The organism is Paenibacillus silviterrae (assembly GCF_030167925.1).
Taxonomy (GTDB): Bacteria; Bacillota; Bacilli; order Paenibacillales; family NBRC-103111; genus Paenibacillus_G; species Paenibacillus_G silviterrae.
The window spans coordinates 1,043,654-1,066,060 of sequence record NZ_JASKUT010000002.1 but is presented as its reverse complement, the minus strand read 5'-3'; the positions used below and the strand labels follow the sequence as shown (position 1 = coordinate 1,066,060).

Genomic DNA, 22,407 nt, shown 5'->3' with positions numbered 1-22,407 from the left:
TCCTGGAGGATGAAAGTGATGATGATTGAGGTTGTAGATGATTTTGTGAACCGGTTCATTTCAAAGGAAGCGGTTCACAAAAACAAAATGCCGGAGAATTACCATTATATCGATAAATGCACTTAGCGGTCCGTCTGCAAATGCATCGTGCTTTCTCTTCGTAATTGGTTAATGACGTAGTTAAGGCGCTGGCTAATGGCTGCTTTGGTACGTTTTCTCCGGCGGTAAGGAGAAGACATGAAGCCAGTCTCGAAATATGAAAGGATTCGCCAAGTATTGTCCGAGTTGAAGCAACCCTCATATAGATATTCACAAATTACAGAAGCGATTTTCAAGGGGAAAATCGGCGAGTTCGAACGAATGGTCATACTGCCCAAATCCCTGCGTGAAGCATTGATGGAGACGCTGGGTCCGCGGGTCTGCAGCATATCTCCAGTAAAGGAACTCACATCAAGTCAGGTCAGCAAGGTGTTGTTTGCTGTGGCTGGCGACGAACATATTGAGGCGGTACGCCTTCAATATGAGCATGGGTGGAAATCGTATTGTATTTCCACTCAGTGCGGCTGCGGGTTTGGGTGCAAGTTTTGTGCCACCGGTACGATAGGTCTGAAACGAAATTTGACGGCCGACGAAATTACCGACCAATTGCTTTACTTTCACCTGAATGGTCACAGCTTAGACAGTGTCTCGTTCATGGGTATGGGGGAGGCGCTAGCCAACCCGAATATATTTGATGCTTTGAATATTTTGACCGATCCAGGCCTCTTTGGATTAGGGCATCGACGAATTACGATTTCCACCATCGGTCTGTTGCCGGGGATCGACAAGCTGACAAGGGAGTATCCCCAAGTCAATCTAACCTTTTCTCTGCATTCGCCGTTTGACGATCAACGGAGTGAGCTGATGCCGATCAACGACCGGTTTCCAGTCCGAGAGGTCCTCCATTTGTTGGATCATCATATCCGACTTACAGGGAGGAAGGTGTATATTGCTTATCTTCTACTCCGAGGAGTCAATGACTCGGCTGCGCATGCGAAAGCGGTTGCCGAGTTGTTACGGGGAAGGGGACCGGGGGAACATCTTTATCACGTAAACCTGATTCCCTACAACTCAACCGAAGTTACTCCAGAAAGTTACCGTACATCGGATTCTAAGCGGATCGAGAGCTTTGTTCGGATTCTGAAGTCAAAAGGGATCAATGTGACCATCCGAACGCAATTCGGATCGGACATTAACGCGGCATGCGGACAGCTTTACGGTAAGAAAAGTACTTGAAATCTAATTAAAAATGGGTAGATAAATAAAATGAACATGCTAAAAAGCCTTCCTCCCGGAAGGCTTCATGAAAATCCTTTTACAGCTTTTTCCTCCGTCCCCAAATTTTCCGCCAACGTGCACCCCATTGATAAGACGGTAAGTCCGGCGATTCAGTATAAGTTGTTTGGTAATAGAGGAAGATAAAACAAGATTTTTGGTGATAATACATAAAGATTTCCAGCGGCAGGAGAAGAAAACCTATGCCACATCAGGATTTTCAGTCAGGTAACATAAAAGCTCGCTATTCCAAAGGAAAGATATCCGTATTTGGAATCAATTCGGTATATCCTCGTACGCCTTGGATCGCAGCCTGGTGGTCAGCAGCTTTTCCCGGGTTAGGGCATATGTTTATTGGTAAGTACCTGCATGGCTTTGTTCTGATCATCTGGGAGCTTGTGGTAAACGGGCTGTCCAATCTAAACATGGGGATTGCCTTATCCTTTCTTGGCAAGTTTGAGGAGGCAAAAGCTCATTTAAACCAGGACTGGGCTCTGCTTTATGTTGCAGTATATATATTTAGCATCTGGGATAGTTACCGTTGTGCGGTTGAGATCAAAAAAAGTCACTCTCTGGCCGAAGTGGAGGATGCACCTATCGTGCCATCCGAAGTGAGCTTTTTTGACGTTGTCATTCTTGAAAAGAAACATCCCTGGGTAGGTTTGGGCTGGTCAGTTTTATCACCCGGCTTGGGGCAATTATATGGTGGCAGTACGATTGTCGGTACTTTTGTTTTGGCCTGGTGGATATTTGTTTGTTATAAGGCACATGCCGTTCGCACCTTGCTTTATTCGTTCCTTGGGGATTTTAGCGGAGCAACTGCCATGGTAGACTGGCAGTGGTTTCTTTTCTTGCCTTCTATGTACGCTTTTGCAATTTATCAGGCATACGCATCGGTAAATGAAAACAACACTTTGTATGATATTGAACAAATTCGATACCTTAGAGTGAGGGCTGCAAACTTGGCACACCTAAACACAAATGAAACCGATACCGTTCAAATCGTCGCCACATTTGAGCATTCGCCCTTCGTGGAGATGGCAATCCATGATTTAGAAAAGCTGGGAGTTCCACCGCGCAATATCGTCGCATTACCTTTGGAAAACCTTGAGTCTCAAGTATATATCGTTGATTCCATTCATCGTGTCGATGGCAGAAGCATTCTGGACGGGGCCATGATGGGCGGAACCATCCTTGCTGTTCTGGGAGCTATCTATGGATTCGTGTTGTACTGGGGACCGGTCATTTGGGGGCTACTGGGCCTGGCAGGCGGTTTCTTTTTGGGATTGATCATTGAATTAGCGTTAAACAAGAAAAAATTAAAGCTTTCTTCCAGCCGCAAAAGTGAGGTTATTATTGAGGTTACATGTAACGCCTCTCTGCAGGATCAGTTGATTAAAGTTTTAAAAATAAGAAAAGCAACGGGATTCGTGACTAAGCCTCAAAGAAATTATTGCAGCGCTTCATCAGAATAATGTTATGGAACGGACGCCTATTATACCAGAAATATCTCGAAATAAGGAAAATAATGGATAAATGTCCATGCCCTAAATCTTTCGAACACATAGCATAAGAATTGAATGAGAAATGGTAGCCGTTGTTTGTAAAGGAGGTGTTTTATATGAAGTGCACTTATTGCTTCAGAATGCAACGTAAACAACTCCGTAAAAAGAAATTGAAAATAGCCTGTATAAAGAAAAGTAAGTACTGTAATGCATCGATTTCGAACCGAAAAAAACGAAAGTCAAATCGAAGAAAATGGCTAACCAAAGTGATTTGCATTCTGGTTCCTGGACGAAAGGGGAAACGTGGTTCCAGGGGACCGCGAGGTAAACAAGGAGAAAGGGGTGCTCCAGGTCCGAAAGGGCCGCGGGGTTCGCGTGGTCCATCGGGTTATGAAGGTCCACAAGGGCCACCTGGCCCACAAGGACCGTCGGGGCCTCTCCCAGATGTATCTATCATTCCGGTGGTGTATAGATACTATTATAACGCTAGTCAGGATTTGACTTCTATAGGCCCTTTAAATATTCCCGCTGATCTGTTCGTAGATAATATGGGGAATTTAGTAACTTCTTTCAAAGGTCTTGGTCCCAATAGCTATAACAACTTATTTATTAATGGGATTATGCAGGCCGGCAATGCATACAATATAAATCCAAATGCACTGACTTTGTATCCAGATGGTATGAGTATTTATAAAGGTACGCCATTGACTTTGGAAATGGTTCAATTTTCAGTCCTAGTAACCTAATATAGTAACCGGAAGGCAAACAGATTCCATTAATATCAGTTTCTATAAGCCCTCACCTCTATGAATCAACCGAATATGTTGATCAAGAAGGGAGGTGAGATAGAATGCCAATTGTTACTCCTTATCAAAACACTAGAAGATATACTTCAACAATAGGCGCAGGGACCGGTACCGGGGCAACGTTTGCAATTGCTGCTACGGCTTTTACGAACGATGCCGGTGCGGCTGCCACGGCTTTTCCAGGCACGTACAATTATTACAACCTGTATATTAACGGTATTATGCAAACAGCCGATACTTCCTCCGTAACAACCACAACCATAACCATTCCTGGTGGCGATGCTCTTGATGGAGGAACTCCGATCGTCGTTCAATTCATAGTCTCTTAATAAATTAAACTGTATTCGGAAAAAGACAGAGGGGATATGTTCTCTCTGTCTTTATTCATGATTGAGCTGCATGAACCGGCCATAGAAGTCTTTATCAGTATCTCGTTGGTTGTGGCCTCTTACATGAAGACTACCATCACAATATTTGTATTAAATGTAGCTGTAACGCAACTCTTCAAGCTGAGGGACGGACACGGAAAAGTGGATAAAGGTTTGTCATGCCAACCTAAAATAAGCACAACTCCATATAAAGTTAGCGCATCACACTTTGGGACATATATCCAGTAAAATAAAGCTGATTTTAAAGCGCTTACATCTATGAATGGGGGAGTGTGTAAATTGAAGAAACCGATATTCCGGACGATCTGTTTCCTATTGGCCATCGTTCAAGTGCTTGCGTCGGCATCGACTGTGCAGGCGTCAGTCAACTACGAAAGCTACAGCGGTTTTGTGGCGGATTCGACGCCTGTGCTGCCCGGGCAGGAGTCGCATCCGAAGCTGTGGTTTGACACGGGAGGGGTCGGAGCATTATATGCCAAGCGGCTGGCTGATCCTTATGCGGCATCCTTGTGGAATTCGATTCGAACCAGCCCGTACCTAACTATGGAGCTTCCGCAAGCACCGGGCTGTGTGTTCGGGAATGTCGTTCATGCTTATTACGGGGAAATGGCCCGTATCGCGAAGTATAATGCGTTCCTATACTTAATGGAAGGCAATGAGCAACACAAAGAGAGAGCAGTGCAAGCGCTGCTGCGTGCGTACGATGGGCCCATTTATACGTGTGCGGATATCGATCCGAACGTATCGAGCTCGCCCATAGATGAGACCTATCGAGCGAATTGGGCACAAAACTTCGCTGCCGCCTATGATTGGATGCAGCCTCATTTGACCCCGCAGCAGGACGCCGAGATCCGTGACCGTCTCGCCTTCGAGGCGCAGACGCTGTATGACAATATCTGGATCCGTGTCGATGGCGGGAATGACAGAGGATGGGGGCCGCGTCCCCATAACCATCGCTCGAAGCCTGCCTGGGGACTCGGCTCGCTGGCGCTAGCCTTGTCCAGTTATTCAAAGCCGGGAATGAATTCGCCATCCGATTGGCTTAAAGAAGCACTGGAGTCGGCTAACTCGAACCTGTCCTATTTCTTCAGCTCCGACGGCATCTATCGGGAAGGCTCCCAGTACTACATTTATTCGCACATCAATTTTGTGCCGTTCCTTTACCATTACAAGAATGTGTCCGGCGTAGATCAATTCCGGTTGTTCAAGCCAGCTTTTCTTTGGGAATTTAACGTCTCCAATAACAAAGGCTGGATGCCAAACTTCGCGGATTCCTTCCTGCGCCACAATTTTCTTCACATGGTAGCAGGGCAGTTCATGACGGAGGAAGACCATACTTCGCTCCACCCGGACGCCAAATGGGGCAATCTGTTCCAATGGCGGTATATGACAACGGATACATCGCCGTGGGGCGGGGAGTTCGGCAACAATACAGGCGCAAGCTACGACGACACGATGGATCTAGACAAATATTTGACCTACGAGTCTTCGATTGAACCCATAGCCCCTACGGGCACGGGAACGAGCTTCTTTCTCGAGGGCGGGCAGACCATCTTCCGTAATAACTGGCTGACGGACGATCCTTCCAGCCGATATCTGCTGTTTCAAGGTGTGGCCGAGGCGGACAACCATAACCATTTTGACCATCTAAGCTACATTATTCATGCCGAAAACCAGATGATGGCCAGCGATGCCGGCTATTCACGTTCGGCGTACGGCGATGCGGAGCGGAGAACCTGGTATCGGACCGCGCCCGCGCATAATACTGCGACATTGGACGGCAAGTGGCCCGTTGATTTTGCGCAGAACGATACTCCGCCCTCATTGTACAGCATGGATACCGATTTTTTTGATTTTCAACAAAAGTCGGCTCGCTTCATAGACATTCAGAACGATACGACCAAGGGGGAGAGTCCGCTGCTGTTTCCGCCTGACAGTGAAAGCCTGGGGTATATGGACCGTGCGGTGGCGTTTCCGGGCCAGCAATATTTCGTCATTGCTGATCAACTGCGAAGCCGTAATGGGACACCACGAAACTTCAGCGTATATGTCCATGGCGGTAAAGGCGCAATGAGCGGAAGCGGAGGCTTCCGTCAATGGGTATACCCGAACAGTGTCTACGGTTCGGCGGCGAAGCTGGGCGCTTGGATTTTTGCTGACAATGCTGCCTTCACGGACCGGACTGGAGAGGTGTCGTACGTGAAGGATGACTACACCGTGCAAGGCTACGTGGAAGCCAGTAAGCAAGCGGCAGCTGCGGATTTCCTGCAAATTCTTATCCCGATGCCTATCGCAGCGGCACTTCCGGAGGTAAAAGATCTAAGCAATAGCACTCGAACGGGCGGAACGGTAGCGATAGACGGCAATCTGGACACTTACATGTTAAAGGGAGGGAACGGCAATGCTCAAGTCGGGCATATGGAGAGCAACGGCTCATTCGCTTATGTAAGGGATTCCGGGCTTCCTCTGCAATACATGGTTCGGGAGGCAAGCTCGCTAAGGTACCGCAATACGGAATGGCTGCGTGCTTCAGCTCCAGTAACAGTCGCAGCGGATGTAAGTCGTAGAGATCGTCACACAGGTCGAATCTTTACACCGGAGGGCGGTGCGACGGTAAGCCTGCGTGTTCCCGCCGGGAAGCAGGTGCAGCAGGTTCTATTGAATGCGGAACCGGCCGCATTCGTAGTGAACGGTAGCTTCGTTGCATTTCAGACGACCGCGGGAGAGGCTGAATTCGTACTCATGCTGCAGGATGCAGGAGGTACCGATAAGGTTCCGCCGGGAGCAGTATCTGATTTGTCTGCAGACGTGGTCTCCCCGGAACGAGTGCGGCTCCAGTGGACGGCACCTGGCAACGACGGAACAACGGGCACAGCCGACTACTACGATGTACGCTATCATACAAGCCCGATAACAGATGATAACTGGGACGAGGCTGTGAAGGCCGCCGGGGAGCCGACACCGGGACCTCAAGGAACAGTGGAAGCTTTCGAAATCGGAGGATTATTTGCAAATACGAGTTACTATTTTGCAGTACGCGCGGGGGATGAATCCGGGAATGTGGCGGCGTTATCCAACGTGGCAGCCTTGACTATGCCAATAGCGGAGGATGTTGTTCCGCCGGCTGCCATCACCGATTTGCGTGTAGTGTCTGCATCGGCTGATTCCGTTGTGCTGGAGTGGACAGCGACAGGCAATGACGGCTATGTGGGTACAGCGGCCGGCTATGATCTACGCTACAGCACCAATCCTATTACAGAGGATAATTTCGAGTCTGCTGTGCGAGTGACTTCCGTTCCCACCCCCTTGTCCGCAGGCAGCGTTCAATCGGCAACGGTGCAGCCTCTGCTGCCAGGCCGTACTTATTTCATGGCGATGAAAGCGTATGATGTGGCGGGGAACCGATCGGCATTGTCCAATTGGCAGTTCGCTGCGCTCGGTGAAGGAACAGGGACGGAGAAGCTTGGCATCATTGCGGTAACTGCAGACGAGCATGACGGGAATGTACCCGGTAATGTAGTGGATGGCGACTTCACTACACGCTGGTCTGCTCTGAGCCAAGGCACCCTCGGAAGTCGAACAGCCCAGCGGCTGCAGCTCGACCTGGGGGCAATCCGCAGTCTGAGCCATATCAAAATCGCTTATCATAGCGGTCAGGTCCGCAAGTCGTATTTCAGCCTCGATGTGTCGGCTGACGGCACGAATTGGACGCGAGTCATCTCGAATGCGGAAACAAGCGGTTTGACCGCGGGTTTCGAAGCTTACGAGTTGAACCAAGCCAATGCCAGATATGTTCGCCTGCTCGGCTACGGCAATTCGTCCAGCGGCTGGAACAGTATTTCCGAGATCGAGGTGTACGGGACTGCTGCATCCTCCTTGCCGGCTGTTACGGTTGGGGCCGTTCTCATGAAGAATGCAGCGGGAGAGCCGGTGGAAGGCTTGCCTGCATCCGGCTGGCTGGATATCACGGTCCCGCTGACGAACAATTCGCCTGAAGCCCGCCGTGCAACCGCAATCGTTGTCCTGGAGGACGGCGATGGCCGAACGCTTCGGATCTCGGCCGTGACCGGGGATATTTCGGGCTGGGAGACAGATTTGTATGCGGCAGGCCTATCGATTCCTGAGCATAATTCGGGCGGATTGAAGCTTCGCGTATTTGTATGGAACGAGCTCATGGGATTAGAGCCGCTAGCGGAAACGAGGGTGATGCCATGAGGTGGGCCGATCGGATATTCGGCGATTTGGCGCCGTATGTCGAAAGGAGAGTAGCGATGCGCAAATCAATGATGTTACTTCTCAGCATGCTGTTGATGCTGAATATAGCCTTAGCACCTCAGCAGGCTCATGCTGAAGCAGGTGCTCCCTCTCTCGAGTATACCTTGAGCGCTTCTGCGGATACATGGGTCCAAGGGGGCGCAACCGCAGATACGAATTACGGAGCGAACGACCGAATGAAAGTGAAGCGGACGTCAACGGAGAACCGGGACGCTTTCGTGAAATTTGATACTTCCTCCGTGATTGGCAGTGTGTACGAGGCGGAGCTGCGGGTATATGTTGTATCCATGGAATCAGCTACTGTATCAGCAGGAGGAATGTATCAGATCGAAATTCGCGGCATGTCCGATGACGGCTGGAGCGAGGTCGGCATGACCTACGCGAACGCGCCCGCCGATCAGGGAACGGTTCTAGGAGTCGTAACCGTGACGCAGTCGAGCGTCGGAAGCTATGTAACAGCGGATGTAACCGACTTTATTAAGGGCCAGACAGATAGCACGGTCAGCTTCCGCATTCGCGGAGTTGAAGCGAGTAGAGGCGCTGACTATGCTACCAAAGAGCACGCCTTTCCTCCGTTGCTGATTGTCAAGGCTTGGCAAGGTGCGCAGCCCGATACGCTGCCCCCTACCATACCGGGTACGCCTCAAGCGGAATGGTCGGGGCCTGGAAGCGTGACGTTGACCTGGCAGCCGTCCACCGATAATTCGGGAACCGTGACCTACGCCGTCTACCGGGATGGGGCGGTTCGAGGAACGGCTGCTGCAGCGTCCTACACCGATACGTTGCTTAATCCCGGGAGCAGCTACGTGTATCGGGTCTTGGCCATTGACGGGAGCGGTAACGCTTCGCCGCTCAGCGAGCCTGTAACCGTTACGGCACCTGGGCGTCAGCTGGTTACTGAAGCAGCGGCTGATTCCTATACGAGGCCTGGCAGCGGACCGTTCGGCTCACAGACTACAATGAACGTGAAGAGCAATTCGTCCGGCTCGGATATACGCCGTGCATACATGAAATTTCCTATCCCTGAATATAGCGGAATGCTTGAGCATGCAGCGGTGAAGCTTTACGTAACCGCGCTCGAAAGCAGTACGCCGGCAGACGGGTACGATGTTACGCTGTACGGCATTCAAGACGATTCCTGGCAGGAAGGGACCATCACCGACGCAAACCGTCCTCAGGAAATGGGTGTGCCGCTCGGGCAGTTTAGAGTGAATGCGGATGCCGTCGGAACCTATATTACGTTTCCAGCCACTGAGTTTGTGCGCGGGCAGACGGACGGGATCGCCAGCTTTTATTTGCAATCGAGCTCCGGTGTGAGCAGAGGGGCGAACTATGCCACCAAGGAAAATGCTCTCGATAAACCGCCGCTCCTGATGCTGACCATACAGGAGCTCCAAACACCCGCCGTACCAGAGGGACTCGCAGCAGTGGCCTCCAGTAAGCGGGTACGCTTAACATGGAACGCCTCGAATCAAGCGACGCTCTACGAGGTTTATCGCGATAACGGAAGCGGCTTCACCCTTGCCGGCCAGACGGCGGGTCTCGAATTTACCGATACAGATGTTGTCAACGACACAACCTACACGTATAAGGTGCGCGCCCGCAATGCCGCGTTCGAAAGCGACTTCAGCGTACCCGTAGCGGCAATGCCGGTATACCCTATGCTCGTCAGGGACGTATCGTTCCGCACGCTCTCCGGCGACCAGATGGTCAGCCTGGATGGGGCAGGGTTCATCCAACTGCGTGGGATGCTCGAAAATCTGACAGTGGATTCGTTCGACACCGTTATGCAATTCCGGATCCTGAAGTCCAATGCGGACAAAGAGGAGGTGCTGACAGGCTCGGTTCGCAGAACGGTTAGGGCGGGAAGCATTGCGGAATTTAAGTGGAGCGGACAGTTTGAGCCATCCGATAGCGGCTATACGGTCGAGGTGTCCGTGCGGGATGCAGCTAACGGGTTATCGGAGGAACTGTACCATATCCGAACCTATTTCGATCACCCATGAGGAGGAATACGATGAAAAGGTTATACGCTTTGTGCATCTCGTTATTGCTCATTTGCCCGGTATTTCCGGTATCCGCTCTGGCGGCGCAGGTGAGCGTGCAGGCTTCTGCAGCCGCAGGCAGCGGACAGGTGACGATATCGGGTACGATCGCCTCCGGAGCCGGTAAGCAAGTGACGGTGATGGTCACATCTCCGGCTGGAACGATCGATTATTTGGACCAGACCGCCAGCGGAGAGAACGGAACTTACACCTTCGCGTACCGCCCCCATCCAAGTGTCCAGGGCACTTATCGGGTTACGGTCGGGGGCAGTGGGGTAACTGAGGTGCAGACAACGACGTTCGTCATTCCGCCATCGGCGGGGGGTGATCCCGGAAACGGCGGGGGCGATCCCGGCAACGGCGGGGGCGATCCCGGAAACGGCGGGGGTGATCCCGGAAACGGCGGGGGTGATCCCGGCAACGGCGGAGGTGATCCCGGAAACGGCGGGGGTGATCCCGGTAACGGCGGAGGCGATCCCGGTAACGGCGGGGGTAACCCCGGCAACGGAGGGGGCGACACCGGCAACGGGGGGGGCGACTCCGGCAACGGAGGAGGCGGCTCCGGCAACGTAGGAGGCAACCCCGCCAATGGCGGAGCTGGACCGCAAGAGCCGATTGTAAGGCCGAATGAGGCAACTGTCCAGCATGCAACGCGCACAGACGGCCATTCGGTGGCCGTTATCGTACTGACAGGGGAAGCCTTCGGTCCGGCGATCAATCGGATCAGCAACGGTAATCATGTATTAACGATTGATGTATCCGCATACGAGTCCGTCGATATAAAGCTGCCCCTAAGTGTACTAGAAAGCCTTGCCCAAAAGCATGCAACCGCGTCCCTTGCTGTCGCGACAGGAAGCGGCACATATGAGCTTCCTTTATCCGCCCTGGCGGGTAGAATGGATCCGCAAGGCCAGCTGGGCATCTCCGTCGGAAGGGCAGCGGCCCCGGTGGAGAAGGATATCAACGCGGTGTTCGGTCCAACGCTTGCTTCGGCCGCGATCGAGTACAAGGTGACGATGACAAGCGGGGGCCAAACTGTGGAATGGAACGATTTTGGCAGCCAGTATGTGAACCGTAGCGTGCCGTTACTTCGAGAGGTTAACCCGGCAGCGGCCACCGGATTGCGTTACGACCCGGCAACCAAAGAATTTGCGTTTGTACCGACCGTATTTGTGAAGACCAACGGACAATGGTCTGCCGTACTGAAGCGCAATGGCAACAGCATATACGCTGTTGTCGAGATGCCCAAGTCATTCGCGGATCTGAATGGAAGCTGGGCTCAAGGCGACGTTGAGATGCTTGCCTCAAAGCGCATCGTAAACGGTGTATCCGCGAACGAGTTTGCTCCACACGGCCAGGTGACCCGGGCCGAATTCGCGGCTCTGCTCGTCCGGGCGCTTGGACTTACCCCCGCTTCCGTTGCTGCTCCTTATTCTGACGTTCAGTCTGGCGACTGGTTTGCGCCGTTCGTCGCAACGGCAGCCAAATACAAGCTTATTTCGGGGTACGAAGACGGCAGCTTCGGACCGCAGCGTCCAGTTACTCGAGAGGAAGCGGCAGTGATGATTGTAAGGGCAATATCTATTGTAGGAAAAGCCGGCCCCGCCAAGGGCACGAACAATGGGTTTACCGATGCTGCCTCTATATCCGAGTGGGCGCGATTGGCTGTTTCAACGGCCGTGCAGGGCGGTATCGTAAGCGGCAGGCCCGACGGCTCCTTCGCACCGCAGCTTCACGCAACGCGGGCGGAAGCAGCTGTCATGGTAAAACGAATGCTTGTACAGCTGCAATTTATTAACCGTTAATGGGGAGGGGTTGCGACTATGAATCGATATACCCGATTGGTGCGAATACTTCTTGCCGCCGCTCTTGTTCTGGCGGGTTTCCCCCTGCCGTTTGCTGCTCCTGCTCACGCCGAATCCGTTGTTCTGCTTCAGGATGATTTCAACAGCTACCCGTCTAGCCCGGTAGGGTCCGTCTGGTCGAACGGCACCGGCAACGGTGTATGGGATCTCGAGACACGGGAGTCGCCTATGCTGAGGCAGAACGCGACAGGAACGACGTATGTGGTATCGAGAGGCGATATGAATTGGGCGGATTATGCTGTGTCCGCCAAGGTCATGCTCACCGGGACGCCGACGACCGGCACAGCACGGGTTGGTATTGCAGCAAGATATGTGGATAAAAACAATTATTACACATTATTGATTCGCCGAAGCACTACGAAGGACGATGTGCTCTTGACCAAGCGCATCAACAATTCCGAATCGACGCTATCGACTGTAGCGGTCAGCAGCACAATTGACGAATCCAAGGTTTATGAGCTGCGCCTTGCCCTGAACGGCTCCGAGCTGAAAGGGTATGTGAACGGGGAACTGGTCATTCAAGCGACAGATGCTGCTTTAACCCGCGGGGCGATTGGGTTGTATAACAACAGCGGCTCGGGTTACGCGGGGAATACGGCGCTTTATGACGATGTGCTGGTAACAAGAGAAGGGAGCGGTGATCCGGGTCCGGAAGACCCGGGTACGGGCCCGCAAGACCCTGGCGATCGAACGATAACGGTTACGAACAATAGCCAGCTGCAGGCCGCTATTAACGACCTTAGACCCGGCGATTTACTCCAGCTCGCTAACGGAAGCTATACGTTTCCCTCCATTTCCAACAAACAGGGAACGGAGGATCGACCTATCCGTATTCAGGCGCTTCAGCAGGGTATGGCGGTCATCACGGGTGGCACCTTATATATTAGCGGCTCCTCCTACTTGACTCTGGAAGGCTTTCTCTTTGAGAACAAAGGAAGCTATGCAGCCAGATTGACGAATAACCGACACGTGCGGCTAACGAACAATGTTTTCCATAATCCACCGCATACGGGTTCGTCGACCTGGGTGCAAATTGATGGAGCGAACAGCTCACATAACCGAATCGACCATAACGTATTCGAAAACAAGCTGGACACAGGTAAATTTATCGTTGTCGGCGGCGACAATCCGGGCTTCACCGGCATTTCCCAATACGACCGGATCGATCACAATACTTTCCGAAATACACTGCCACGACAGACGAATGAATCGGAGCCGATTCGTATCGGAGAAAGTAAGCTGTCGCTGTATGACTCGTTCACAACGGTCGAGCACAACCTTTTTGAACGGACGGATTCCGATCCTGAAATCATTTCGGTCAAGAGCGGGCGCAATATTATTCGTTACAATACGTTCAAGGAATCTCTCGGCACGCTGTCGCTGCGGCACGGGAACGGCACGCTCGTATACGGTAACCGGTTTCTCGGCAATGACCGCGAAGGTCTCGACCAGAACGGCAGTCCAACAGGGACCGGCGGCATTCGCGTATACGGGGATGATCATAAAATTTTTAACAATTACTTTGAAGGGCTGACAGGAACGAAATGGGATGCCCCGATAACGATTACGAACGGTGACGCAGACTATGGGTCCACCACCGATCTGTCGAAGCATTTCCGTCCACGGAATATTGTCATTGCCCATAATACATTGGTCAACAACCGCTATCACCTGGAGCTTGGATTTACCAACAACAACAATTACACAAGACCGCCGCAAAATATAACGTTCGCCAATAATATCGTCGTTGGCGATCGGAACACGCTGGTTGATTACAAATCAACAGGCTCCGCTCTGACGGAGGGCTTCACCTGGCAGGGAAATATCATGTATCCGAAGGGAAGCGCCGAGCTGGGAATCATAGCCACCGACAGCCAAATTCGGACAATCGATCCGTTGCTCGTCCTATGGGATGGTGAATTCAGACCGGGCGCGAACAGTCCGGTGCTGAACGCTGCAGCCGGCTCCTATCCGTTCGTTTATACGGAAGACAGCGGGCGAAGCTCAGCCCTGCATGTTGGCGCGCACGAAATACCGGCACCGGTCAACGGTTCGTCGGACAACGAAGAACAGCCCCCAGTCGAAACCGCCGTCAAATACGACATTGCAGAGGTAAGCGCAAGCAGCCATGACGGCAACTTTCCGGAGAATGTGCTCGATGACAGCCTAACGACGCGGTGGTCTGCGCAAAGTACCATCATCGACGGTCAACGGCTAGGCGAGTGGATCCAGTTCGATCTTGGCTCGATCAAGACGGTCAGCTATATTGGTGCCGCGTTCCACAGCGGCAACGCCCGACGTACGATATTTGACATCGAGGTATCCCAGAACGGCAGCGCTTGGGAAAAGGTCTTCTCCGGTGAGAGCGGGGGCACGACGTTGAACCTTGAGCCCTTCGATTTCGCCGATCGGCAAGCTCGTTATGTTCGTATTGTCGGGTACGGAAATACAGCTAACGCATGGAACAGCTTGACGGTCGTACACATCTATGGGCCTTCCTCGAGCGGTAATCCGGTGCTTCTGCCGCTGAGCCCTCCGCCGCCAGAGGTGCGGGAGGATGTGCCGCCTTACACTGTGGCCGGCATGTTCAAGGCGAATGGCGAACCGTACCCGCTGCATGTGCCTAGTCGGGTTACGGGCACGACGATTAACGTCACCGTTTATGGCGCCGTACCTAACGATGGGCTTGACGACGTGCCGGCGATCCACGCGGCGATTCAAGCGGCGCAACCGGGTGATGAGGTTTACTTCCCTACTGGTGTTTACGATCTGATCGGCACGCTGCCGAACGACGGAACGTCGCATATCGGTCTGAAGAATGGTGTCCATTTGCGGGGAGAGAGCCAAGCAGGCACCGTCCTGCGATCCCATTTTGACCGAAGCGCCTCCAATAGCAAGATGATCAGCGGGTACGCTAAGCATGATATTCTTATCTCGGATCTTACGCTGACGTCTACGTTTAGCGGAACCTACTCCACGAATCATCAAGTCAACAACCCTGAACGAGGGGGGCCTGAATACGGCATCGTACTGGAGGACGGTCTTGGCCAGCCTTCTTATAACGTAACGATTGATAGAGTCACCGTAGAAAAGTTCCAGAAGATGGGCGTCAGAATCAGCAAAAGCCGCGATATCGTAGTCCGCAATGCGCGGTTTCAGAATATGACCGACGTTGGCGGGGGCGGTGCGGGCTATGGCGTCTCCATTCAGGGCATTCCCAAAACGGACCGGCTCGGCTATGCCAACGATACACGCCACAATGTTGTAGAGAACAGCACGTTCGTAGGACCCTACATGCGGCACGGCATCATTATTCAGTATTACGCGCATAACAACGAAATCCGTAACAACGTCTTCACCGATTCGAGGCTGGATGCAATCGACCTGCACGGAGAGGATGAATATTTGAATAAAATTCACGGCAACCAGATTTCCGGGGTGCTGACCGGAGCCGGTATCGCACTTGGCAACACGGGCGGCACGGCACCAAGCAATCACGACGCTTCAGGCCCTTTTAACCACATTGTCAACAATACCATTTCCAATTCGCGCGAGGGCATTAAGGTTCATATGGGGTCTCCGGATACGTTAATCGAGTCCAATACAATTAGCGGCACGATAGAACCGGCCAACTCGCGGGGGATCCTGATTCAGAACGGGCCGAGGACTGTGATTCGCGGCAACGCGATTACGGGCAACCCGGCGACCGGCTTCTGGGGTATCGTTCTTGAGCAGGATCCGGGCGATCCGGGTGCGGGAGGTGTTGGAGCAGGCATTCCGACGGATGTGCGCATTGAAAATAACGTGATCACGTCGAATACGAACGGCGTGCTCTTATCCGCCGGTACCGGCGTCACCATGACAGGTAATACGATTGCAGGCAATACGGGAGTTAATTTACAAGATAATACACTGCCTGGCGGAGAAGAGCCCCGAGAAGCGGAAACGGTTGCCGCTACACACGATGCTAAAATCGATATCGAACGGCCGGACACAAATTATGGTGTAGAGGATCCGGACAAAACGGCATCGAATGCAGCGGATCGAAACTGGTTCAAATTTTTCAATGTGAAACGAAGCGAGGATGGAACCAAGGGGCGCATAGCCTATTTCAAGTTCCCGGTAACGAATGCGCATCAGGCCGAGCAAACTTCCTTCGAGGTACACGCACGAACAGGGAGCAATACAACGGCAGTGACGCTTCATGTATTTGGCATTACTAATGATGCTTGGACGGAATCAGAGCTGACGTGGAACAATGCACCGAATCGGGAGGAGCAGCTGGTGAACGTGGCAGGTGTTGGAGAGACGGCCTTTCTGCTGGGCTCTTTCACGATTGATAGCGCAGATATTAAGAAATATTCGGTCGACGTATCCGATTTTATCCGTGCCCAAAGAGACGGATGGGCAACGTTGATGATCGCAGATACCATCGGCCAGAACGGCAACGTTAACATTTATTCGAAGGAAGAGGCCAATAGCGGCAGGCATCCAGTCCTTCAGATCGTCCGGAGTGCCGGCGGCGGACAGCCTCAAGTACCGGCATTGCGAATTGTACAATTCCAAGCGGTGGATCTGAATGGCCTCCCAGTTACGACGCTGAACGGAGGGAGCTTCCTGCGGTTGTCGGCAACGCTGGAGAATGTCGCTGCGGGCGGCTCGGAGAATGCCGTGTTTGTCGCAGCGCTTTATCGGCCGGACCATTCGGTCAGCCGAATCGGATTTGCCGAGCAGGCGGTAGCGGCCGGGCAATCGGTAGGGCTCGGGGCAGGCTTCGACTTGCCGGAAGAAGTAACTGGACACTATGTGAAGCTTTTCGTGTGGAATAGCTTCACCGGTATGCAGCCGCTGGCAGAGCCGATCCGATTTCCGAATTAGCTTACTTCATCAAAGCCCTTCGCTCCGGACGTCATGTCCGCAGCGAAGGGCTTTTCCCGTGTAATTAGAGAAGCGAAGGCCCTTCCGATGCGAAAATGAATGGTAGCTTGGTTGAGTGAGTGGCAACAGGCTTCGGAATTTGAAAGTGCCGGAGAACCACGTGATGCCTCTCTTTACTGCGTCCCCTTCGGGAACGATTCTGTGATACAATAACTAAATAATGAATAGTCGTGAGTGTTGGAGGTCGTACACACAATGAAGCTGTTGATTCTGGGCGCCTCTGGCCGCGTCGGCAGCCGGATCGTCGCCGATGCTCTTCGGGGTGGGCATGAAGTCGTTGCATTAGTGCGCCAACCGAATAAGATGGCGGTTACCGGCGGAAGGATGACTCTTATCCAAGGTAATGCAATAAACAAGGATGATATACGAATTGCCATGCAAGGTGCCGATGCAGTGTTCAGCTCTCTGGGAACGGACGGGACAACAACTCTGTCGGAATCGATGAATGTAGTCATAAGAGAGATGAACCAGCAGGGGATACGGCGGATCGTCTCCGTCGGTACAGCCGGCATTCTGCGAAGCCGAACGAATCCGGATCTGTATCGCTATCAGTCATCGGAATCCCTCCGGAGAAGCACATTTGCAGCAGAAGAGCATCGTCGTGTCTATGAACTGCTCCAACATTCGGAGCTGGATTGGACGATCGTATGTCCTACTTACTTGCCCAATGGAGATAGGCTTGGAACTTATCGCGTTGAACGCGATTATTTACCGGAAGGTGGAACTTCGATATCGGTCGCAGATACGGCAGAGTTCGCCTACCGCCAAATCAACAGCGCAGAATATCACCGCACCAGGGTTGGCATCGCTTATTAGAACAATCTAGAGCTTTGATAGTAATCACATAGCACACCAAAAAAAGGCAATACTAAGATAGGCATCATAGTCGAACGACCTTTTTCATCCAATGTGGTGCCCGGCAGAGCAATGATGGCAAACTGGCAGTTCAGCAGCATATTGGTACTGTAGTAACCGGACCCAACTAGGAGGTGCTGTAGGATATGAAGAAAGTCGCATCGTTTCTCATGTTTGAAGGTAACGCCGAAGAAGCCATGAATTACTACGTTTCGCTGATCGAGGATTCATCCGTGACAAGCATTATCCGTTATGGACCAGAAGGACCAGGTACAGAAGGGAGTGTCATGCAAGCAACCTTTACTTTAAAAGGACAAGAATTCATGTGCATTGACAGTCATGTTAAACATGCTTTTACCTTCACACCTTCGTTCTCAATCTTCGTGACTTGCGATACGGAAGACGAAATGGATACGTTATATGGCGATTTGCCAGTAGGAGGCAAGGTTTTGATGCCGCTAGGCAATTATGGATTTAGTAAAAAATTCGGTTGGGTTGTGGATAGGTTCGGCGTTTCCTGGCAAGTGAACCTTCCCTGAAGCTTTATAGGCTCCTGCGTCCGATAGCTGGTGGAAGTGCACTACAATATAAAAAAGCAGCCATACACCTCGCTATCAGTGTCTGGCCGCTTCGATTTATTTATCCATGTTTCATAGTTGCTCCACTTGTTTCTTTCATCGAACCTCGTTTTACTAAAAGGAAGTAGGACAGCATCGCTGCTGCGCTTGTTGTCAAAATAATGACACCGAGTGGAACAGCCGTGCTTTCCCCGGCAATGCCGACTAGCGGGGAAACGACCGCACCAAGCAAAAAGGGGATAACTCCCATCAGTGCTGCCGCACTGCCGGCCATATGGCCCTGGCTCTCCATCGCAAGAGGGAAAGCTGCCGTGGATGTAATACCGATGGCCGCTACGAAGAAACCGAGCGGAATGACGAGTGCGTAGAGCGGTCCGTGAAGCATCGCAACCAATAAAACGGCGATACTGGCTGCGCCGGCAAGCCCTAAACCGAACAAGAGGAAGGTCTGTTCCGACACACGGTGAGCCATTCGACCGACCAATTGCGAGCCGATAATCAAGGAGATGCCATTGGATCCGAACAACAGGGCAAATACTGTAGGGGAAACTCCGTAAATATTTTGATAAATAAAAGGAGTACCGGAAACGTATGCGAATACCCCCGCGATCATGATCCCCTGCGCGAGCATATAGCCCGTAAATGAGCGATCACGCAAAAGTGTTCCATAGTTTCGCAATTGCTGAGTGAAATTGCTGGGACTGCGCCGCTCGACAGGCAGTGTCTCTTGGAGATTCCATTTGGTCATGGCAAGGAGGTAAGCTCCCAGCAGCGCCAAAGCGATAAATACGCCGACCCAGCTTGTGAGCGCCAGAACACCGCTTCCGGTAACGGGCGCCACAAGCGGACCCAAATTTCCGACAAGCAAAAGAAGCGAGAAAAACTTGGTAAGCTCGTGACCGCTAAACAAATCGCGAGCAATCGCACGGGAGATGACGATACCCGCCGACGCAACAAACCCCTGAACGAGCCGCGATAGAATCAGCAGCCAAATATTCGGTGAGATTGCGCAAGCTAAAGCTGCCACAATATAGATTACCATGGAAATGAGCAGCGGCTTGCGCCTGCCGTAGACGTCGCTAAGCGAACCCATGACCAATTGACCGATGCCAAGTCCCAGTAAACAGGCGGTCAGGCTGAGCTGGACGAGGGAAGCTGTCGTACCGAAACGCTCAACAATTTGAGGAAAAGCGGGCAAATACATATCGATGGTAAAAGGCCCAAGTGTCGAAAATAAACCAAGCAGCAGAGCTAGTCTAACAGCTGTTTGGCTGTTCTTGTTAGTCATCAAATAAGTTTCTCCTAATTCTTCATTCCATATCCGGAATTCTTCTCTTTGTATTTGTTACACCATATCATAACTGTACTCGTTTTGACAACAGTTTTGGTGAAAAAAATATGACATGGAGTTTGAATGGATAGGAGATAACTTCACGTAATAGAAACGGTTTCTTTTGTTATCTAGGAGGCACTGTAATTGTTGAAATAATGCACACCGTCGTTAGCGGTATCACCCGGTGCTGTTCTACGATTGGTGTTGAACCAAAGTTTATCCCCGTTGGCGATACCTACGCTCTCGATCTCAAAAAGATCCGAATAGGTAGAAGATGTAATGCGGAATGACAGGTTGTTATCTGCATAAATTGTGCCCGTGGCAGAAGATACATTACGATAAACAAGTACAATACTGACGTTTTCATAGGTCATCGGTACATATATCGAATTGTTGTAATAACCGAAGCCCTGGAACGCAAATGATGTAATGTTAGATACGGTATTGCCATTTACCAGCGCATCCTCAATATTTATGCTAAAGGCGCTGGTTACATTTATGGTACCGCTGTTTGCAGTCAGTGGAAGCGAGCCCTTGTAAAAGTTTTTACCGGATTTAAAAAGGAAGTTGATGTTGTTGGCGTCTTTGCTGGTAATTTTTACACCCGACATGGACGCGTCTGCACTATTGTATTGAATTGTGTAATTACCAACCTTGTAATAGGTAGCCCCAACATATTTTAGTTTCACGAGACTCATACTGCCTTTATTCATGGTGACCACAAACATGTAATATTCCCCGTTGATTGTACTGAGCACCACATCGTTGGCATGACCAAGGTAGGTGGCGTAGGTAGTCCCGTTATCGCCGTTTGTCATGAGTACAGTGGTTCCGTCGTTCATATTGGTGCGGTAAATGACAGCCTTGGTTTCATCATTGTTGATTTTTACGGAATAAGTGTAGGTAGACCCGACGGCAAATCCCTGTGCGACGAAACAATCATTCGCATTGCCCAGCGTTGCTACGGTGGAGTAGGTGTTGTAATATGCCGCACTGGCTGAGACGGGTATCATAATCACTATGCTGAGAAGGAGGACAAAAGAAAGAACTAAACGTCTGCCGGATCTCGAAGTCTTTTTAACCGTACTAGTAAGCATGCGCTTCATCATCAATAAAACCTCCCAGTAAATCATTTTTTGCTTTTATTGCGTCTGATTCCTCCTTTCCTTTGCTCTCTATTAGCTTCCAGAATCGACCGTTTTGAATAAAATGTCGGTCTGTTTGATATCGATGTAATTATATTCCACGAAGTAATTTTTAGAATCATCTGCTCAAGTATGGACATTTGCTCATAATAAAAAGATAGGGAATTGCACTTTAACCCACCCAGGTGTCATAAAATCATTGGAAAAAGGTGGTTGACGGGTAACTGCCTACATGTTATTATCAAAGTGCAGTAAACATATCGGAATTATATATTATCTACCGGACAACCGGAGACCGCACTTTTAACTAAGTGTTGCGTCTCCTTTTTTCGTTGGGGGCCCGACAAGGTATCATGCGAGATACAGCCATTTGCAATACTTATCCATTAGGGAGGAAAAAACATGAGCGAAATTGTAAAGGAAAACAAAAGCGGACTTCGGTTCCAGCCGGCTGCCGGAAAGATCGGGGCGATCGTCACAGGTGTTCGTTTATCGGCGAATCTCGGCGCCGATGTAGTGGAAGAGCTAAACAAGGCGCTTCTGAAGTACAAGGTGTTATTCTTTCGCGGGCAGAATCATTTGGATGATGCGCAGCAAGAAGCGTTAGCAAGCTTGTTCGGGGAACCGGTGGCGCACCCAACTGTTCCAATCAGGCAGGGCACCGGCTACCTGTTGGAGCTTGATTCCAACCACGGCGGCCGTGCGGACTCCTGGCATACGGATGTTACCTTCGTCGCAGACTATCCGAAGGCTTCCATTCTGCGGGCCGTCGTTGTTCCGGAAAGCGGGGGAGATACTGTATGGGCAAACACGGCGGCGGCTTATGAGGAATTGCCCGAACAACTGAAGGTGCTTGCCAATCATTTATGGGCAGTGCACACAAACGACTACGACTATGCGTCAGGGCGGAAGTCAGCGACACCTGAAGAACTCAAACGGCATAAAGAGGTATTTGCCTCGACGGTTTATGAAACCGAGCATCCCGTAGTCAGAGTGCATCCGGAAACAGGAGAAAGAACTCTCGTTCTCGGTCATTTTGTGAAGAAATTTCTTGGCTTTCCCTCACAAGATTCCGCACATCTGTTCACGGTGCTGCAAAGTCACGTAACCAAATTGGAAAACACGGTGCGCTGGCGCTGGACTGCAGGCGATGTCGTGATTTGGGATAACCGGGCAACCCAGCATTATGCAATCAATGATTATGGCAATCAACATCGGGTAGTGCGCCGTGTTACCGTAGCCGGCGATGTCCCGGTCAGCATCGACGGACGGAAAAGCGTAACAAGAGTGCCGGGCTCACGGCAAGAGGAATCGGCGTAAACCATCAAAGGATACATGCCTTTATCCATACTTCGTTCT

At 51.4% G+C, this 22,407-nt stretch carries 13 protein-coding genes; 11 read left to right on the top strand and 2 right to left on the bottom strand.

The genetic code is table 11. The annotated features are described in order from the left end of the window. Window positions 1-237 precede the first annotated feature (237 nt). The 10 genes from QMO62_RS27905 to QMO62_RS27860 all read left to right on the top strand — a co-directional run bounded on the left by QMO62_RS27905 (window position 238) and on the right by QMO62_RS27860 (window position 18,531). Window positions 238-1,275, top strand: coding sequence for a Cfr family 23S rRNA (adenine(2503)-C(8))-methyltransferase (locus tag QMO62_RS27905; protein WP_284645770.1), 1,038 nt, complete (start codon window positions 238-240; stop codon window positions 1,273-1,275). Window positions 1,276-1,517: 242 nt separating this feature from the next. Beyond that, on the top strand, window positions 1,518-2,789 hold the full coding sequence (locus QMO62_RS27900) for a hypothetical protein (RefSeq protein ID WP_284645769.1): 1,272 nt from the start codon (window positions 1,518-1,520) through the stop codon (window positions 2,787-2,789). Between the two features lie 170 nt (window positions 2,790-2,959). Further along, window positions 2,960-3,565, top strand: coding sequence for a DUF4183 domain-containing protein (locus tag QMO62_RS27895; RefSeq protein ID WP_284645768.1), 606 nt, complete (start codon window positions 2,960-2,962; stop codon window positions 3,563-3,565). 104 nt (window positions 3,566-3,669) lie between these two features. Next, window positions 3,670-3,954 carry a DUF4183 domain-containing protein gene (locus tag QMO62_RS27890; protein WP_284645767.1) on the top strand — a complete coding sequence of 95 codons (285 nt, stop codon included), beginning with the start codon at window positions 3,670-3,672 and terminating at the stop codon, window positions 3,952-3,954. A gap of 375 nt (window positions 3,955-4,329) precedes the next feature. Then, entirely contained in the window at window positions 4,330-8,229 is a 3,900-nt protein-coding gene (locus tag QMO62_RS27885) for a fibronectin type III domain-containing protein (RefSeq protein WP_284645766.1), read from the top strand. Window positions 8,230-8,285: 56 nt separating this feature from the next. Then, window positions 8,286-10,295 carry a CBM96 family carbohydrate-binding protein gene (locus QMO62_RS27880; RefSeq protein WP_284645765.1) on the top strand — a complete coding sequence of 670 codons (2,010 nt, stop codon included), beginning with the start codon at window positions 8,286-8,288 and terminating at the stop codon, window positions 10,293-10,295. Between the two features lie 11 nt (window positions 10,296-10,306). Beyond that, window positions 10,307-12,139: an S-layer homology domain-containing protein gene (locus QMO62_RS27875; protein ID WP_284645764.1), complete on the top strand. Its 1,833-nt coding sequence runs from the start codon at window positions 10,307-10,309 to the stop codon at window positions 12,137-12,139. Between the two features lie 18 nt (window positions 12,140-12,157). After that, window positions 12,158-17,077, top strand: a complete 4,920-nt coding sequence (locus QMO62_RS27870; RefSeq protein WP_284645763.1) for a chondroitinase-B domain-containing protein — start codon at window positions 12,158-12,160, stop codon at window positions 17,075-17,077. A 255-nt stretch (window positions 17,078-17,332) separates the two neighbouring features. Then, window positions 17,333-17,953 (top strand): NAD(P)-dependent oxidoreductase, encoded by a 621-nt coding sequence (locus tag QMO62_RS27865; protein ID WP_284645762.1) that lies wholly within the window; start codon window positions 17,333-17,335, stop codon window positions 17,951-17,953. 185 nt (window positions 17,954-18,138) lie between these two features. Then, the gene (locus tag QMO62_RS27860) at window positions 18,139-18,531 is read left to right on the top strand and encodes a VOC family protein (protein WP_284645761.1); all 393 of its coding nucleotides are present in this window, start codon (window positions 18,139-18,141) and stop codon (window positions 18,529-18,531) included. Window positions 18,532-18,631: 100 nt separating this feature from the next. Here the strand turns inward: QMO62_RS27860 and QMO62_RS27855 are convergent, their stop codons facing one another. Both QMO62_RS27855 and QMO62_RS27850 read right to left on the bottom strand, forming a co-directional pair. Continuing rightward, window positions 18,632-19,858: a multidrug effflux MFS transporter gene (locus tag QMO62_RS27855; RefSeq protein ID WP_284645760.1), complete on the bottom strand. Its 1,227-nt coding sequence runs from the start codon at window positions 19,856-19,858 to the stop codon at window positions 18,632-18,634. Between the two features lie 173 nt (window positions 19,859-20,031). After that, window positions 20,032-21,012 carry a hypothetical protein gene (locus tag QMO62_RS27850; RefSeq protein WP_284645759.1) on the bottom strand — a complete coding sequence of 327 codons (981 nt, stop codon included), beginning with the start codon at window positions 21,010-21,012 and terminating at the stop codon, window positions 20,032-20,034. A gap of 438 nt (window positions 21,013-21,450) precedes the next feature. Here QMO62_RS27850 and QMO62_RS27845 point away from each other — a divergent pair, with 438 nt between their 5' ends. Beyond that, the gene (locus tag QMO62_RS27845; protein WP_284645758.1) at window positions 21,451-22,368 is read left to right on the top strand and encodes a TauD/TfdA dioxygenase family protein; all 918 of its coding nucleotides are present in this window, start codon (window positions 21,451-21,453) and stop codon (window positions 22,366-22,368) included. The last annotated feature ends 39 nt before the right edge of the window (window positions 22,369-22,407 follow it).